Origin of the sequence: Acinetobacter sp. YH12140 (assembly GCF_013418475.1) — a bacterium.
GTDB lineage: Bacteria > Pseudomonadota > Gammaproteobacteria > Pseudomonadales > Moraxellaceae > Acinetobacter > Acinetobacter amyesii.
This window is the reverse complement of sequence record NZ_VPBZ01000008.1, coordinates 22,465-39,649: the sequence shown is the minus strand read 5'-3', so window position 1 is coordinate 39,649 and position 17,185 is coordinate 22,465. Positions and strand designations below refer to the sequence as shown.

Sequence of the window (17,185 nt, the reverse complement as noted above, 5' to 3'; positions counted from 1 at the left end):
ACGGCTTAATACACCGCATCGGCGTGATAGCTCAGTAGGTAGAGCAACGGATTGAAAATCCGTGTGTCCCCAGTTCGATCCTGGGTCTCGCCACCATATTCGAAAAAACCTCAAACCATTGTTTGAGGTTTTTTTTTGCCTGTTGTTTTTTCGGTTGTTTATCATTTACACAATTTAACTGCTACAATCTACCGAATATAATTTGACTGATAGTTAAAAAAAATTTTTAAAAATAAAAGGTATGACAATGCATATGAAAAAAATGTTAATGGCTTTAACCATAATTACAAGCGCTGTATTAACAGCATGTGGCGGTGGAAGCAGTGGAAGTTTTAATTCATCATATGAAAAAGAATTTACTTTTGGTACTCAAACCTATATTTGCCACAGTGAAAAAGCAGCAAATGCATGCGGTAGTGCAAGTCGAGATTGTTCAGCGTGTGATCTTAAAACACCGTCTACCAATGTGATCACGGCAATATGTACTCAACCTGTAGCAAAAACCCATAAAGTGACAACAGCAGGCTGTGTATTAAAGCTAACAAATGATATCCAGACAGGAATCTGTACATCAGAAGGATTAAGATTATTGTCAGGCAGTAATCGAACTAAAGAAGAAGTGAATCAGGGGGCATTATTTACAAATGGAAGTCTGAAAATCACGCTGGCGAATAACGTGACTGAAACGATTACCTGTAATTAATGCTGATGAAATTCATTGTGCCAATGTTGATTGGCCTCGTCTGTTTGGGATTGGGCTATTTAATAGCCCCGTCTAATACTGTATCTGATGATCCTACAGTTATAGAAAGTAATAGAGATCAGACAGGGAATAGGTTTATTCAAAATTTTCAGCAGAATATACCTGAGCAGTCTGAAAATAATATCGAATTACAACAGCAACTCAAAAATCAAATGACTCAGGTGAATGCCGTCATTGATCAGGCGACACCACAACAGTTGGACCAATATTTAAAACAAGCCTTTCCTAGCTATGATTTATCGGCAATAAAAAACAAACGCGAATTTGCAAAGCATCTTGTACGCGAATTTGTTGATGCAAAAAATAATCCTCATGAGCCTATGAGTGGACGAGCCACGGTTATGGCACAACAAGAATACGGGGTTGAAAATGTACTGCCGCGTGACATTTATGCAGAACAGCAGTTGTTTGCTCACTTTGATACTTTAGGAAAAACTCCGAATAGTGAGCAGGTTTTTGTACGTTGGAGCGATCAATCTACTGGAGAAGTGCTGTTTTTTATGCCTCAACGGATTAGTGCTCAGCGTGAACAGAATTGGGTCAGTTTTAGTCCTGTCGCTGGCTGGAAGCCAGGGCACTATGATGTGAAATATTATCAAATGAATGATCAATTAAGCCCGATTGCACAGACCAGTTTTTATATACAGCACGTGATTGAGTAAATATTTGAAGCTCAAATTTTATCGCTGAAGCTAGGACTTAAGTGCTAGTTTCCGACCCTAAAAATTCGATTAAACTGATAAAAAAATAAATAATGAATTTTTACAATGAAAGACCTTTTCTCTACAGGGAGTGCGCTGTATCAACAATCACGTCCAAGTTATTCTGCTGAAGTCGTCGATAGCATCTTGCAGCATGTTGCCGTGCGTGAACTGGCATGGGACTGTGGTGCAGGTTCAGGTCAATTTACCAAAGGTTTGGCGTCCTATTTTCAACAGGTTTTAGCGACAGATCTGAGTGCCGAACAATTGGCACAAGCACCCAATTTAGACAATGTACGTTATGAGCAAGCTAGCGCAGAACATTGTCCGCTTGCTGACCATTCAGTGGATTTAATCACAGTCGCGCAAGCGATTCATTGGTTCGATTTTGCTGCCTTTTATGCAGAAGTACGACGAGTATTGAAACCCCATGGTCACATCGCCATTGTGGGCTATGGTCTGATTCAATTTGAATATGCAGAATTGAACCAGCTTTTACAGGATCTGTATTTTGTCACCTTAAAAGGCTATTGGGATGCTGAACGTCGTTACATCGACGAAGAATATCGCAGTATTCCGTTTCCATTTCAGGAGTTAGCGACACCTCAACTGTTTTTAAATTATAGATGGAGTGCACAGCAAATTTTAGACTATTTGCACACATGGTCTGGATTAAAACACTATCAACAGCAACATCCAACACATCAACCGTGTGCAGCTTTGAACGACTTCTTTAGCCGCCATCCGCAGCAAGAGTTTGCTTTGTCATTTCCTGTGCTATTAAGAATCGGGACCGTATAAAAAAGAAAAAGTAGCCGCAATATAGATAGATAAAGGATGAAATCTTAAGTCTAGAATGAGCAATGTGAGGTTTGAATCGGCTGTACTTTCGTGCCGTTTGTCGGGGTTAAATCTAGTGAATTGATTAATTGTTGTACAATAATAGCAGTGTAAATTTTTTCAATTTTCTATTTTTAAATCTCTCGGAATGAACATGATGAATCTCTCTAAATCTGTTTCCGTTTTGGTTTTTGTTAGTGCAGCAATGACGGCTATGTGTACTTTGGCTGCGGAAAAAGCCACTACAAAAGTTGAGGATACCGAACAACAAGCTATTCAGATGCCTGCTTTAACCATTATGGCAGAGCGTGAAATGCGTGCAGAGACGGGGATTGTTGAGTATCAAGAGCAGGTGGATCGCCGTAAAGCTTTACAGCAACGGGTGATGCAACTTGAGCGCGATACGCAAAACAAAGGTGTCGATGCAACAATCGTGTCAAATGTAGATGTCTTGCCTGCCACAGCAGTGCCTGATATGTCGAATTTATCACCTTTGATGCAGCAGCATGTTTTGGATATTGCCGCAGGTTTACAGTCTTCTGACCCACGCAATGGTTTATATATTATGTTGCAACCCTTTGGGATAGACCGTAATGCAACCAATGTGCAAATCAGTCGTGATCAAATCAATCTTGGCAATATTGACCGTCAGTTAAATACCAATCCGATCAAGACCCCATAATCGAATACATCTCTACAGTAAATTGAAGGCGAAAATTCATGTTTTATCCATGAATTTTCGTTTTGATGGCATGCGTAATTTAAGTCTATTTACATTGATGTTTTCAAATAGCCTCCTTAAAAAGCATGGCTATTTTATCGTCAACCTTCAAACTTTTGGTTAAACTGAATAAAAGGGCATTCGGAGCTCATTATGCCGCGTATCTTTGTTGTCTTAGCCAGTGCTACGGTATTGGTCTTTGGATGGATGTTTTATCAATATTCAGTACAGCAAAAAGAAGCTGTGCAACTCTCGACCTATGAAACGGTTTTGCGCGAAAAAACCGAGCAAATTTTTCAGCAAGCTCAGCACTGGGAAGAGCCGATACAACTCAATGTGACAGATGCACGGCTAACGGGTGATTATAAAATCATGTCGGATTTTATTTTGAGCCAAATGCTGCAGCGTGCAGAAGCGCGGAATCAATATATTCGTGATCTTAAAGCACTGAATTGGGATAAATTTCTCGACATCGATCGCTTGTTGCAAGATAAAAAAAACCAATATCAAGAGACTGAGCAAATGCTGCAACAGGTGCATGCTGTGGTCGATGCTTATGAGCAAAAAACCACTCAGCAAGAGGAAAATGGTTTAGCTCAGGCCAAACAGTTGGCGGTCAAACAGGTGTTTCGTCAGCAAATTGCCCAGAGTTTAAGAGACAGTCGTGATAGTGATGAGTCGCATGCTTTATTTGAGTTAGAAAAGCAAAGCTTGGCGAAGGCTGATGAGCTCTTTGCTGTGCTGAAAGCCAATAAATGGGAAAAGAAAAATAAATTATTTATGTTCTATGAAGATGCGCCTTTAAAGCAGTTTAATCAGCTTTATACAGAGATGTTAGCGCTCAATGCGCAAATGGATGAGATCCGCCAAAAGAACCGTTCAGAGTTGAAACAAAAGCTTTAACTGACTGTCATCTCTCTTTCAAATTTGCGCGATAAAGTGGCTTTTAGCAGGGTTTTACATCATATAGAGGTCCATGCTCATGCGAACTATTCAGATTTTTGATGATATTCAGCAGGTCTATATCGACTTTATCGCAAACCGCCAATATCCACGTTTGGAAAGTTTAAACAACTGGGGCAAGAACCGTTTTTTCTTTAGTCAGTATTTTCGCATGATTGAAGATTGGCATCTGACTGAACAGATTGTGATTGAATTTAATCAACAATTTTATAGTTTGGATACAGGGACGGCGCCTGACTTTATGGATCAAGACAAATACATGGCTTGGTTGATGGAACAATTACAAATACTAAAATAAGTCCTTCTCATTCAAATTATTCAGCACAGCTTCGAGACATGTTATACAAGTGAAAGCCATCCTTTAGCGGATGGCTTTTTTGTTGCTATCGAGCATCAATTTGGGAGCTGAGTTCCGAACTAGCATGAATAACGCAAAAAACATTGGCTTTAAAACAGTCTTCGATTGTTTAAATTGCAAATTTAATACAACTATTAATCAATAGTGTGACTTAAATCACTTAAAATACGCCGAAAATTTAAACATAAATTTTTAGCCAGCAGCCCATAACTCATAAGAAGCTGAGCTGTATTGAACTTGCAAACATTCTAACCTTAGACCGATTGGCTTTGAATGAAAGGTTTATCGCCATTTTTAGAGACGATTTTTTTAGCGTATGAAAAAATTAATACTGCTATGGCTTGCCATATGTGCGGTTTCATTGGTGTCGATAGGCTATACCTATGAATTATTCATTAGCCCTGTTTGGGTGGTAAATGCATTCGCTGCCTATGGCATGATTTTAATGCGGAAGCATTTAAGCCACGATTTACTGATCGTACTCTATGCTTTTAGTGCGATTTTTGTGGCTTCGCTGATGGTCGATCCCGCCAAGACATTAGAAGATAAATTTCTCCTGTGTGCGATTTCGGCATTTCAAATTTGGGTATTTATTAAAGCCTATTTGGCACTGAGCCATTTAAAAAAGCGCCGCTTTAAACGAACCTTGATGCTAACTGTTCCGAGTATCGTGGGTGCTTTTGCAGGCAGTCTATTATTCGTGGCATGCTTTCAGATGGACAACCAATACTTTGCCTTTGTTGATTATTTTCTAGAGCAATTTGCAACAAGTTTGGCTGTGGTGTGTTTATTATTTGGTGTTCAGCGCTGGATGAATGTACCGTGGATAGATTATGGCTATCTGATCGTGGCATTGGCCGTGCAATATGTGATCTCAAATGATCAGATCTTCTATGCCTGCATGGTCTTGCCTTTATTGATGTGTTATTACGCGATCAAATACGACCTCAAAACTTTTTGCTGGCTGATTGGTTTAATGACGCTGATCTGTGGCTGGTATGGTGCCATGCCATTGGCTGGGGAATATTGGTCAGATGCACAGGTACATATGCTCTCGCGGATCAGTTCTTATCGTTTGGCATTGGGTATTTATCTGATCATTTTTCTGTTTATTTGTGAGCTATATGCACGAAATAAACGCCTGTATTTGGCTTTGCAACGTGTAAGTTTTTGCGATGAGTTGACGGGGCTGAAAAATCGCCATGCTTTTAAAGAACAAATATTTATAGAGGGTGCGGTTGATAAAGGCTGTGTCATTTTGCTCGATGTCGATAATTTTAAAAAAATTAATGACCAATATGGACACCAAATGGGGGACAGTGTTTTGGTGCATTTGGCAAAAATCTTAAAAAATTGTAGTCCACGCGCGAGTTTTATCAGTCGCTGGGGCGGTGAAGAATTTTTAATTTTGCTTGAAGGTGCCGATTTGGAACAGGGTAAAATGTTGTGTGAAACGATTTTGGAACGCTGTGAACATGTACCGTTTCGAAAAAATCAATTAAGGCTAGATGTCAGCTTTAGTATGGGCTTGGCCGAGTTTCAACAGTTGAGTTTATCCAATTACTCCACGACTCTACAACATGTCGATGCCTGCTTATATCAGGCGAAATCACAAGGGAAAAATCAGTTTGTTTATCAAAAGATTATTCCGTTGGCAGAAAGCAGCATTGCGGTCTAAATCGGCATAAAAAAAGATGCCGAGAAGGCATCTTTTTTAGCATTTAATCAACGATTAAGCTGCTTTTTTGAACCAAGAAAAGAAACCTTTTTTCTCAGCTTTCGCTGCTTCAGCTTTTTTCTCTGCACATTTTTTAGCACAGTCTTTTTTCGCTTCAGCTTTTACTTCTTCAGTTTTAGTTTCAACAGCTTCTTTTGCATCAGTTGCTTTTTCTACAGCTGCATCTTTTGCTTCAACAGTTTTTGCAACGACAGCATCTTTAGTTGCTACAGTTTTTGCTACAGTCGCGTCTTTTGCTGCAACAGTGTTCGCAACAACAGCGTCTTTAGCCGCTACAGTTTTTGCTACAGTTGCATCTTTTGCTGCAACTGCAGTTTCTTTAGTTGCTGCTGCTTTTTCTACAACTGCTTTTTTCATGTCAGCAGTTTTTGCTTTAGTGGTTTCTTTCACTGTTAAAGTTTTAGTTTGAGTCGCTTTTTCTGCAACAGCCACTTGAGTTTTAGCAGCATCTTTAGTTGCTTGAGCAGCAGCTACAGTTGCAGTTTTTGCTTGTGCAGCTTGAGCTTTTACAGCTTCAATAGCAGTCGCAGGTTTTTGTTCTACAGCAGTAGTTGCCATAGCAGAAGTTGTAGCAGCAACTAAAGCAACAGCTAAAGTAGTTTTGATCGCGTTCATAGTCATCACTCTATAAAACTTAGTTAAAATAAGGCATTGTAAATTTTATGCCTTATCAACAGTACTTAGGTTACACGGCACAGAGTGAGGGATTCGATTGTGTGAATATTCCACCAATGTTACAAACGGATAACATGGTGTTACGCAGAAAAACAAACAAAAACAGCGTACATTCCACAGCATTCGAAATTTTCAATTCAAAGCTGATTTAAAATCACTGTTAAAGCCGTTATGGTGAATATACATTTCCGCCATTGGTATGGCATAAAAATAACGTCGCATGAGGGATAACGACAGATGCAGCAGATTATTTGTTATAAACAGCTCCCTGTGTGGACGCAGCAGTCGATTCCACAAGGTTTTAAACAACAGCACAATACCAAAGCAGGCACATGGGCAAAACTCACCGTGCTGCAAGGTGAAGTAAATTTTGCCATGTTAGATGCGTCTGGAAATGTCCTCTCGACGCATGTATTTAGTCCAGACCTACCACCGCCGTTTATCGAACCACAGGCGTGGCACAAGATTGTCTCTGCGAGTGACGATGTGCAATGTCAGTTAAGTTTTTATTGCTTAGCACAGGATTATTTTTATAAAAAGTATCAGCTCAGCCCAACACACTCAGAACTTTTGGCAGCAACACCATATTTGCAAGGTGGTCGAGCTTTGGATGTCGGCTGTGGTCAGGGGCGTAATTCGCTGTACTTAAGTCAGTTGTCTGAGCAGCGTTTTGAGGTGGATGCATGGGATGTGAACCCACACAGTTTGTACAAGCTGCAAGAGGTAATCGCTGCGGAAGGCATTGAAAATATTCATGTACAGCAGCGTGATCTAAACGCTGACCCAAGCATTACAGGTACATACGACTTTATTTGCTGTACCGTGGTGATGATGTTTTTAGAGGCCAATACAGTCAAGCCGCTGATTCAGCAGATGCAGCAAGCGACAAGTGTAAATGGCTATAACCTGATCGTCTGTGCGATGGATACGCCTGATTTACCTGCGCAGCCTGACTTTCCATTTAGCTTTAAAGCAGGAGAGTTAAGTGCGTTGTATGAAGGCTGGAATATTGTGAAATACAATGAAAATGTCGGTGAGCTGCATCGGGTGGATGCCGAAGGGCAGCGGATTCAACAGCATTTTGCGACTTTGTTGGCGCAGAAAATTTAAGCCAAGAATTGTAGGATGTTGAGTTGAAGGATTGGTGATCAACTCAACACTTACTTTACTTAAATTGGAAAAAGGGAACCATTTTTGAGCTAGTCAGGGTGTATGTGTACTTAGAAAATTCAACCAATTGAATATGATCATACTCTGATTTAAGGCTGATAAATAAAGCCTAAAGCTTTTAAAGGCAATTGAATGATGTCGATTGTGAGTGTTAAAGGCAATAGTGGTAATTCTGCCAATTTTTCCTGCCCTGACTTTTTGACATAGCCACTTTGGTCTTCGTAATGCTGGATACGGATCTTATATGGATGGCTTAAGGGCTTTAAATCTGCGGCATTCGCAACTTTTGGGTAAACCGTACCTGCAATTTCTAAGTTAAAGAGATGATCTTGCTGTTCTGCCTTTGAACAATCACATGGTGCTACGCCATATTGGTTGAATAATGCCCTTTCCGTAGGACTTAGTGTTCCATTGGGAGGCGCATAATAAAATTTAAAGCTTCCGCTAAATTTAGTGCTGTTCGGGCTCGGAGAATTAAAGTCAAGTTCTCGATGGAGACGAATATATTGTGGATTGAGTTGGCTAATCAGTTGAATAAAATCAGCACCGCCTTTATTGATCACATAGCTGTATTTATTGCCTGCGACTACGATGCTATCGATTGGTTCATTGGGTATTGCTTTAGCGGGTTTGCCAAATGCGATCACATCATCTTCAAGGATTGTTCTCCATGCATATTTTGTTTCGTATTTTTGAAACAGATCACGGGAGAGTTCACCGATTTCATTATTTGTAGCGCAAGCTGTAAGAAAAATAAAAGTGCTTAGGCAGCTCATCTTTAAGAGGTAGTGAAGTCGTTTATTTATCATTGTTATGCATATTTAAGTTTTAGTTCAGGCCTTACCATAATTCAAAAATCGCTGAAAATCGAGAATTAACGTATTAACTTTAAAAATATGCTGAGACGTTTTTACGGTTTGTTTAGCACGGTTTATTGTTGAAGATTTTTGAACAAAATTTATTTCACTATGAAATTTCCCTCTCCTTTTAAGGAGACTTGCGCAGAATACCGCTCAGGGAGAGGATTTATATGAAAAAATTCCCTCATCCTCTTGCGGAGCATGCTGCTCATCCTAGAGGGAGAAGGGATTTTCAGTATGTATTCATGTGAGTTTAGTTAACAAATAAAAAAACCCCGCAATAAGCGGGGTTTCTTTTTATCTCAGTATTTAACTAAACATTAAACACGTTCGATAATCGTCGCGATACCTTGACCAAGACCGATACACATCGTCGCAAGACCGATTTGTGTATCTTGCTGTTCCATAACGTTCAGTAAAGTCGTTGTGATACGCGCACCAGAACAACCCAATGGGTGACCTAATGCAATCGCACCACCGTTCAAGTTCACACGGTCTTGTTGGTCATAAATGCCTAAGCCTTTAAGAACAGACAAACCTTGTGCTGCGAACGCTTCGTTCAATTCAAACGTTTGAATATCAGCAATTGACAAGCCAGCACGTTTAAGCGCTTTTTGAGTTGCTGGTACAGGACCATAACCCATGATCGCAGCATCACAGCCTGCAACCGCCATAGAACGAATCACAGCACGTGGCTTAAGACCTAAAGCTTGAGCACGTTCAGCAGACATCAGCAACATTGCAGAAGCACCATCAGACAAAGCTGAAGATGTTGCAGCAGTTACTGTACCGCCTTTCGGGTCGAATACTGGACGTAAAGCTTGGAATGCTTCAAGGTTTGCATCAGGACGAATCACTTCATCGATATCGCACAGAATTTTGAAGCCATTTGCATCGTGACCTTCAACGCCCACGATTTCATTTTTGAAACGACCTTCTTGTGTTGCAGCCCAAGCACGGCGGTGTGATTCAACACCAAACGCATCTTGTTCTTCACGAGAAATACCGTTCATACGACCTAACATTTCAGCCGTTAAGCCCATCATGTTAGACGCTTTTGCATAGTGCTTAGACGCTTCTGGGTTGATGTCGATGCCGTGCATCATGCCAACGTGACCCATGTGCTCTACACCACCAATGATGAAGATATCACCTTGGTTGGTTGCAATTTGCGCAGCCGCCGTGTGGATTGCTTGCATAGAAGAACCACAAAGACGGTTCACTGTTTGACCTGCAACAGTCTTTGGAAGATCAGCCAATAACGCAATGTTACGACCAATGTTCATACCTTGCTCTAGGGTTTGGTTTACACAGCCCCAGATTACGTCTTCAACTTCATTGGTATCAAACTGGTTACGAGCAACAAGCGCGCGTACTAATTCAGCAGATAAGCTGTCAGCACGTACGTTACGGAACATACCATTTTTGGTTTTACCCATTGCTGAACGTACGCCATCAACGATGACAACGTCACGTGGATTTAAAGTAGCCATTCACGTTGCTCCTTAACCGTAGAATTTTTTGTTGTTTGCAGCCATGTCACGCAACATTTGTGGCGCTTCATAAGCCTTACCTAAATACGCATATTTGTCGCAAAGCGCTACGTATTCAGCGACACCTGTTTGGTCGATGTAACGGCATGGACCACCACGGAATGGAGGGAAACCTACACCCATGATCATCGCCATATCTGCTTCAGCAGCAGTCGCTACGATATTGTCTTCTAGGCAACGAACAGTTTCGTTACAGAACGTCAGCATCATACGGTCAATGATTTCTTGAGCATCAAATTCACGTTTTTCCGCAGTTGCAACAGAAGCCACAAGTTCGTAAGCCACTGGATCAACCACTTTGGCTTTCTTACCTTTACGGTCAAGTTCGTATTTGTAGAAACCAACGTCATTCTTTTGACCCAAACGTTTTGCTTCGTACATTGTTTGAATTGAACCTTTGAAGTCAGGCTTCATGCGGTCAGGGAAACCTTCTGCCATTACTTCCGCACCGTGTACGCCTGTGTCGATACCCACAACGTCGATGAGGTAAGCAGGACCCATTGGCCAGCCGAATTTTTCCATCACTTTATCAACTTGCTGGAAGTCAGCACCGTCTTTCAGTAGAAGGTCAAATGCACCGAAGTAAGGGAACAATACGCGGTTTACAAGGAAGCCCGGGCAGTCATTGACAACGATTGGGGTTTTACCCATTTTCTGAGCAAGAACCACAGTCGTTGCGATTGCCTCAGCAGATGTTTTCTCACCACGGATCACTTCAACCAATGGCATCATGTGAACTGGGTTAAAGAAGTGCATACCTACGAAGTTTTCAGGACGCTCTAGGTTTTCAGCCAAACGTGTGATTGAAATGGTTGATGTGTTAGACGCAATGATCGTGTTTTCACGAACATTCTTCTCAGTTTCAGTAAGTACGATACCCTTAACTTTAGGGTTCTCTGTAACTGCTTCAATCACGATGTCCACTTCTTTAAACTCGTCATAGCTTAAAGTCGGACGGATGCGCGCAAGAGTTTCACCCATTTTCGCCGCAGTCATTTTTTTGCGATCAACTTGTTTAGTCAACAATTTGTTCGCTTCAGACATACCTAACGCCAATTGTGGGTTACCAATGTCTTTCATGATGATTGGTGTGCCTTTGCTTGCCGCTTGGTAAGCAATACCACCACCCATGATACCTGCGCCTAGTACAGCAGCTTGGTTGACAGGGTGAGCACCTTTTTCATATTTCTTCGAAGTTTTCTTCACAATTTGGTCGTTAAGGAATAAACCAATTAACGCACCTGCTTGTGGAGTCACAGCCGCTTTAGCAAAACCTTGCGCTTCGATTTTCAATGCTTCATCACGTGGAAGGCTTGCACCTGCTTGTAATGAGTCTAGAAGAAGTTTTGGCGCTGGGTATTGAGCAGGATTTGCTTTTGCAAGAACTGCACCTTTCGCTGTATTGAATGCCATCATTTGTTCAAGCATGTTCAATTTAACAGGATCTAATTTTTCTTGACGTTTTGCTTTCCAGTCTACACGGCCAGCAATTGCTTGTTTCACAAGGTCAATTGCAGCGTCTTGTAGTTTGTCTGCAGCAACAACTGCATCAACAGCACCGTCTTTGAGCGCAGCAGCCGGCTTTTTCGGTGCAGCCATTGCCATCCATTCAACCGCATTGTCGATACCAATCACGCGGCTTAAACGAACCGTACCACCAAAACCAGGGTAGATACCCAGTTTGATTTCTGGAAGGCCAACTTGTGCAGCTTCTGACATCACACGATAGTCACACACTAAGCACATTTCAAAACCGCCGCCCAATGCCATACCATTGATTGCAGCAACTTTAGGAACGTTTAGATCTTCAAACGCATTGAAGATGTCGTGAACAGGCAATGCCCAATCCACAATCGCTTGTTCGCCTTGAGCGAAGTTGTCACCGAATTCAGTGATATCTGCACCCACGATAAATGTAGATTTACCTGAAGTAACGATTAAACCTTTGATGTCACCGTTTGCTTTAACAGCGTCAATTGCAGCTTTAAAATCTTCAATTGTTGCGCGGTTAAATTTGTTGACCGACTCACCTTGTAAGTCAAAGCGGAATTCTGCAATTCCGTCCGAAAGCATTTGGACGGTAATGGCATTGCCAGCGTGGATCATGCCTGATCTCCTTTATTTTGGAGGACTTCTAAGTTGATGTTGTGAAGCGAGTACGCGGTTCCTGCGTACACTTTATGCCTCGCTAATCTTACGATAACTATATCTAAAAAGAACATAACAAGTTGTATCAAGCCGTGACGCTAGGGTCATCAAAATTTCTTTTGGAAATAGCCTTCGGATCTGCCTTTAAACGCTATCGCTCTAATTAAATATGTTGAAGCTTATGTTTCAGTTCACATTTTTTTATAAATGTAAGCTATAGATTGAGATGCAAAAGAAAAATTCAAGAAAAAAGCAAGTGTATTTATCGGCAGAATGGTCAATTCACTTTTAACATTGTCATCCATCTTTGCTGAGACACAGTGTTCTATGCTGCTTATTTAGGCATCACTGAGCACTATGCTATACTCGCCGCGTTCTCAAAAGTTAATTTTTCATTAAGCACAACGCTTATTAGCACGAGGTCCTCATATGATTAAGTGGATTATCCTGGCGGTCTTTGTCATTTCTGCGTTTTATATCCAACAACGCGGTAAAGTCCGTCATTCATTTTATCGTCAGTTTTTTGATCATTCGACATTGCTCGCACCGATCAATTTTCTCATGTACATGTTTTCAAAAGTGCCGAGCCAACCCTATATCGACACGCAGCATTTTAAAGATTTAAAAGTCTTAGATGAAAACTGGGAAATGATTCGTGATGAAGCTAAGGCCTTATATGAAAAAGGGGGTATCAAAGCATCGAGTACTTATGATGACCTTGGATTTAACTCGTTCTTTAAAACAGGTTGGAAACGCTTTTATTTAAAATGGTATGACTCAGCCCATCCTTCAGCTGCTGAACTTTGCCCAAAAACCACGGCTTTATTGAAAAACCTACCCACCATTAAAGCCGCGATGTTTACTGAGTTGGCGCCAGACAGTCGTTTAGTCCGTCATCGAGATCCCTATGCTGGTTCATTGCGTTATCACTTGGGCTTACTGACGCCCAATGATGACCGTTGTTTTATTGATGTCGATGGTCAGCGGTACTCATGGCGTGACGGCGAGAGTGTGGTGTTTGATGAAACCTATATTCACTATGCTGAAAATAAAACGGATCAGAACCGGATCATTTTCTTTGCAGATGTTGAACGGCCATTAAAGTCGAAGTGGATGGAAGCTTTTAACCATTGGTTTGGTAAAAATGTCATGACTGCTGCGAGTTCACCGAATGAAAGTGGTGATAAAACGGGTGGTTTAAATAAAGTGTTTGGCTATGTCTATCAAATTCGCATAAAAGCCAAAGCCTTGAAAAAAACCAATCGTTCACTGTATTACTTTTTAAAGTGGTTCCTGATGTTGGGGCTGTTTTTCCTGATTTTTGTACGTCCATATTTATTTTAAAAGTAGAATAAATATTGAAAAAATGCGCCCTTAGGGGCGTTTTTTTATGCTGACAGTCAGTGAAATATCAGTTATCGTGGAAGCAGAATAAAAATAATTATGCAGAGCAAATCAGCTAAATACAGGAATCGTGTTAGCCAAAATAAGCCAGAATCAGAATAAGCCAGAAAAAATGAGCCAATAGACGAGGAATATGATGTTGACGTCCGAACTTAAGCCCATGCAAAACCGTTGAGCTGAAAGAAACGCGTCATCATCAATGATAGCCAAAACCCAAGGGTGAAAACGGTGGAAACATTGCAGACCTACTGCATAGAAACCCTGTGTAAACGCCTGAAGAGAGGGATTTGGCGGGAAGGGGATCCGATTCATGAAAGCAACCAACCAAACATTGATGCATCAAATGCATATTTCGATGCAAGATATAGAACGACGTAAACAGTTGCTTGGCTTGACTGATTTAGAGCTGGCGGAATTGGCTTCGATTGGTGGGATTGTGGCGCCGATACTCGACAGTATGGTTGATGAATTTTATGAAAATCAGACCTCAATTCCAGAAATTGCCACTTTGATTGGTGATCTTGATACCTTGAAGCGTTTGCAACGCGCGCAGCATCAATATTTATTGGACTTATTTTCGGGACGCTATGACAGCGCTTATGTGAATAACCGTTTACGGATTGGTTTGGTTCATAAGCGCATAGGTGTAGAGCCGAAGTTGTATCTCTCTGCGGTGCATACCCTAAAGACTATGTTGTTCCGCTTAATTCAGCGTACCTTTAATGATACGGAACAGTATCAGCGGATTATTAACACCTTGGAAAAGCTCTTTATGTTCGACACTACATTGGTGGTGGAAACCTATGTGTGGAGTTTGATTAATGAGGTGAAGATCTCCCGTGAAAAAATGGAACAGTATGCGCATGCGCTAGAGTTTCGTGCACAAGAAATGGAAGAACTTTCACAGCGTGATCCATTAACAGGACTGTTAAATGTCCGGCATTTATCGACCTTATTGACCAGTATTTTATATACTGCACAGCGTAATCATGAACCTGTGACAGTGGTGTTTATTGATATCAATGATTTTAAAAAGATCAATGATGAACAAGGTCATCCACGTGGAGATCAGGTACTACAAACGGTTGCTGCGGCCATAAAGTCGGTTGCACGTTTAGATGATCATTGCTTCCGTTATGGCGGAGACGAATTTTGTTTGGTCTTGCCTGGTTGCAGTGAAAAGCATGTGGAAGCGAGTTTTATCCCGCGTTTATTAGAAGCGGTGGCTGAAATGGAAGCAGGCTTAAGTTTAAGTATTGGGCTCTGTCAAACAGACCATCAGCAAGGCTATATAGATGCCATGAGCTTGGTACAACAAGCCGATGCTAAAATGTATCAAGAGAAAAAGAATTATAAACGTTTGCAGGAACAACCCTTGCCGAAAGAAGCGTGATCCGAGCGTAAAGAACGCCAAAAATAACAAGAGATGACTAGCGAAACTTGAGCTAAATGGATCTCCATATTCTTGAAAATAATGTGATAAGTATGCTTATTTCCTGCAAAAATAAAGCTGAAATAGCAGATGCATCCTGCAAAATCTTGTATAGAATAAAAGCAGTTGATGGGGGATAAGATGCAAGTTTTTCGTTCAAAAAAAGATTGGTGGGTGGTGGCGTTTATTGTTTGTATGAGCGGTTTACTCATTCAATTATTACTCACCATGCAAGCCAAAGGTACGATGCAGCAATATCCTCTTCATACCGCGGTGTATATTTTAACGGTATTACTGCTGTGGTGGCCAATATTCAATACACGTTATCAAATTTCCGCTACAGAATTAAACATCCGTAGCATGTTTCTACATTGGCAGATTCCTTTGCAGGATATCCAACGCATCAGTGCAAGTCAGGATTTATCTGCGGCACCTGCGCTTTCCATTAAACGTTTAAAAATTGAATATATACAGAATGGACAACGCAATTTCGTCATGGTTTCACCCAAAGATCAACAGTATTTTTTGAAGGCCTTAGGTATATATAAATAGATTAAATTAATTTGATTTGATATGAAAATATTTGAAATACAAGGGAATAAAAATGACTCCAATAATTCCTTATCATAAAAATCAAAAATTTGGCATTGTTGATGTTGAGCTGAATTTTCTTATTGAATGTAAATATTTCCAAATACTCAAACCTTTCAAATTCAATCAAGGTTGGTTGTGTTTTACTTTAAATGAGCATAAACGCTATGGGTGGATCTATTACGAAAATGGTCAAATTGTTGAAATAGAACCACAATATTTAGCAGTAGATTATGACAGTCAAGAACTCATTGGTGTGCAGTCTGATGATGGAAGCTGGGGGTTTGTAGATTACTCAAATCAACAGTTGATTTCTATGCAGTTTTCAAAAATTCACCCATTCAGTAATCATCGTGCAATTGTGAGTATTGCTCGAAAAAATTTAGGTTCAATCTGGGGTGTGGTAGATGTCAATGGACATTGGACTATTCATGCACAATATCAATATCTTGGTGAAGAACAGTCCGGCTTGCGATGTTTTAAACGCTATGTTCCAAATCAAGGTAATCTTTATGGTTTTGTTTCGGATGAAACCGGGCAGGAAGTGATTTCTGCGCAGTTTAGCAATGCTAGTCATTTTTGTGATGGCATTGCTGTAGTGAGCTTCGGGAAGGGTAAACAACAATATTTTTCTGTGATTAATTCAATGGGAGAAATCATTGCTGATCAGCTCAAACATGTGGAGCTTTGTGCATTTGGCTATAGTTTGATTCAACGGACTAAATACCTAGAATTTATTAATAAAAGTGGTCAAGTTGTTTTAAAGACCAAAGAAACTAAAGTTCATCAGCTGAACTTTTTGAGTAATGAAAATCTCAATCTTATTCCCACAGGTAGACGGGCATTAATTGCGACTCAATATAAAAAGAAATGGGGCTTTTATAAAGTGGATGATTCAGGAGTTAAATTGCAGATTGAACATCAATTCGATGAGTTGAGTGATTACGGATTTCGGCAACAACGCTGCGCAGTATCTATAGATCAGCAAGCAACATATATAGATGAAAATGGAGTAATGAAAGCCTCTTTAGGCTGTACAGATGTATTTATGGATTATCACGGAGCACTATGTACGTTAGTTAAATACAGCTTAGAAAAGCCTTATGCTTTTATGGATCAAGAAGGACAGCGCGTAATTGATTTTAAATATGCTATGCATTTTGGGAATTTTGACGAATCAGGTTTACTTTATGTTTTTAAAGAGAAAGGATGTGATATTAATTCAGGATTTATAGACCAGCATGGCGTGGAATATTGGCAATAAATCC

At 40.5% G+C, this 17,185-nt stretch carries 16 protein-coding genes and 1 tRNA gene; 13 read left to right on the top strand and 4 right to left on the bottom strand.

All coding sequences use genetic code 11. The features are described 5' to 3' along the window. Positions 1 to 20 precede the first annotated feature (20 nt). The 8 genes from FTU75_RS12645 to FTU75_RS12610 all read left to right on the top strand — a co-directional run bounded on the left by FTU75_RS12645 (position 21) and on the right by FTU75_RS12610 (position 6,024). A tRNA-Phe gene (locus FTU75_RS12645) sits at positions 21 to 96 on the top strand. Positions 97 to 253: 157 nt separating this feature from the next. Continuing rightward, positions 254 to 703, top strand: a complete 450-nt coding sequence (locus FTU75_RS12640; protein ID WP_180106120.1) for a hypothetical protein — start codon at positions 254 to 256, stop codon at positions 701 to 703. Then, positions 703 to 1,425 carry a hypothetical protein gene (locus FTU75_RS12635; protein ID WP_180116111.1) on the top strand — a complete coding sequence of 241 codons (723 nt, stop codon included), beginning with the start codon at positions 703 to 705 and terminating at the stop codon, positions 1,423 to 1,425. The genes FTU75_RS12640 and FTU75_RS12635 overlap by 1 nt, the downstream gene beginning before the upstream one ends. Positions 1,426 to 1,530: 105 nt before the next feature. Then, positions 1,531 to 2,265, top strand: a complete 735-nt coding sequence (locus FTU75_RS12630) for a class I SAM-dependent methyltransferase (RefSeq protein WP_180116110.1) — start codon at positions 1,531 to 1,533, stop codon at positions 2,263 to 2,265. A 193-nt stretch (positions 2,266 to 2,458) separates the two neighbouring features. Next, a complete protein-coding gene (locus FTU75_RS12625) occupies positions 2,459 to 2,986 on the top strand; it encodes a hypothetical protein (RefSeq protein WP_257223778.1) in 528 nt (175 codons plus the stop codon). 192 nt (positions 2,987 to 3,178) lie between these two features. After that, positions 3,179 to 3,928, top strand: a complete 750-nt coding sequence (locus FTU75_RS12620; protein WP_180101567.1) for a hypothetical protein — start codon at positions 3,179 to 3,181, stop codon at positions 3,926 to 3,928. A 79-nt stretch (positions 3,929 to 4,007) separates the two neighbouring features. Continuing rightward, entirely contained in the window at positions 4,008 to 4,286 is a 279-nt protein-coding gene (locus FTU75_RS12615; protein ID WP_180116109.1) for a hypothetical protein, read from the top strand. A 376-nt stretch (positions 4,287 to 4,662) separates the two neighbouring features. After that, the gene (locus tag FTU75_RS12610; RefSeq protein ID WP_180116108.1) at positions 4,663 to 6,024 is read left to right on the top strand and encodes a GGDEF domain-containing protein; all 1,362 of its coding nucleotides are present in this window, start codon (positions 4,663 to 4,665) and stop codon (positions 6,022 to 6,024) included. 54 nt (positions 6,025 to 6,078) lie between these two features. Here the strand turns inward: FTU75_RS12610 and FTU75_RS12605 are convergent, their stop codons facing one another. Beyond that, the gene (locus FTU75_RS12605) at positions 6,079 to 6,699 is read right to left on the bottom strand and encodes a hypothetical protein (RefSeq protein WP_180116107.1); all 621 of its coding nucleotides are present in this window, start codon (positions 6,697 to 6,699) and stop codon (positions 6,079 to 6,081) included. A 297-nt stretch (positions 6,700 to 6,996) separates the two neighbouring features. Here FTU75_RS12605 and tehB point away from each other — a divergent pair, with 297 nt between their 5' ends. Then, positions 6,997 to 7,869, top strand: coding sequence for an SAM-dependent methyltransferase TehB (gene tehB, locus FTU75_RS12600; protein WP_180116106.1), 873 nt, complete (start codon positions 6,997 to 6,999; stop codon positions 7,867 to 7,869). Between the two features lie 149 nt (positions 7,870 to 8,018). On the opposite strand, the gene FTU75_RS12595 is transcribed toward tehB, so the two are convergent. The 3 genes from FTU75_RS12595 to fadB all read right to left on the bottom strand — a co-directional run bounded on the left by FTU75_RS12595 (position 8,019) and on the right by fadB (position 12,448). Beyond that, a complete protein-coding gene (locus tag FTU75_RS12595; RefSeq protein ID WP_180116105.1) occupies positions 8,019 to 8,738 on the bottom strand; it encodes a hypothetical protein in 720 nt (239 codons plus the stop codon). Between the two features lie 371 nt (positions 8,739 to 9,109). Continuing rightward, a complete protein-coding gene (fadA, locus tag FTU75_RS12590) occupies positions 9,110 to 10,282 on the bottom strand; it encodes an acetyl-CoA C-acyltransferase FadA (RefSeq protein WP_180036233.1) in 1,173 nt (390 codons plus the stop codon). A gap of 12 nt (positions 10,283 to 10,294) precedes the next feature. After that, the gene (fadB, locus tag FTU75_RS12585) at positions 10,295 to 12,448 is read right to left on the bottom strand and encodes a fatty acid oxidation complex subunit alpha FadB (RefSeq protein ID WP_180116104.1); all 2,154 of its coding nucleotides are present in this window, start codon (positions 12,446 to 12,448) and stop codon (positions 10,295 to 10,297) included. Positions 12,449 to 12,919: 471 nt separating this feature from the next. Between fadB and lpxO the strand changes: the two genes are divergently transcribed. From lpxO to FTU75_RS12565, 4 genes are all read left to right on the top strand, one after another. Beyond that, positions 12,920 to 13,834, top strand: a complete 915-nt coding sequence (lpxO, locus tag FTU75_RS12580) for a lipid A hydroxylase LpxO (RefSeq protein WP_078190472.1) — start codon at positions 12,920 to 12,922, stop codon at positions 13,832 to 13,834. Between the two features lie 370 nt (positions 13,835 to 14,204). Next, the gene (locus FTU75_RS12575) at positions 14,205 to 15,287 is read left to right on the top strand and encodes a diguanylate cyclase domain-containing protein (RefSeq protein WP_180116103.1); all 1,083 of its coding nucleotides are present in this window, start codon (positions 14,205 to 14,207) and stop codon (positions 15,285 to 15,287) included. Positions 15,288 to 15,467: 180 nt separating this feature from the next. Continuing rightward, positions 15,468 to 15,878 carry a PH domain-containing protein gene (locus FTU75_RS12570; protein ID WP_180116102.1) on the top strand — a complete coding sequence of 137 codons (411 nt, stop codon included), beginning with the start codon at positions 15,468 to 15,470 and terminating at the stop codon, positions 15,876 to 15,878. Positions 15,879 to 15,930: 52 nt separating this feature from the next. Beyond that, a complete protein-coding gene (locus tag FTU75_RS12565; RefSeq protein ID WP_180116101.1) occupies positions 15,931 to 17,181 on the top strand; it encodes a WG repeat-containing protein in 1,251 nt (416 codons plus the stop codon). Positions 17,182 to 17,185: the final 4 nt, after the last annotated feature.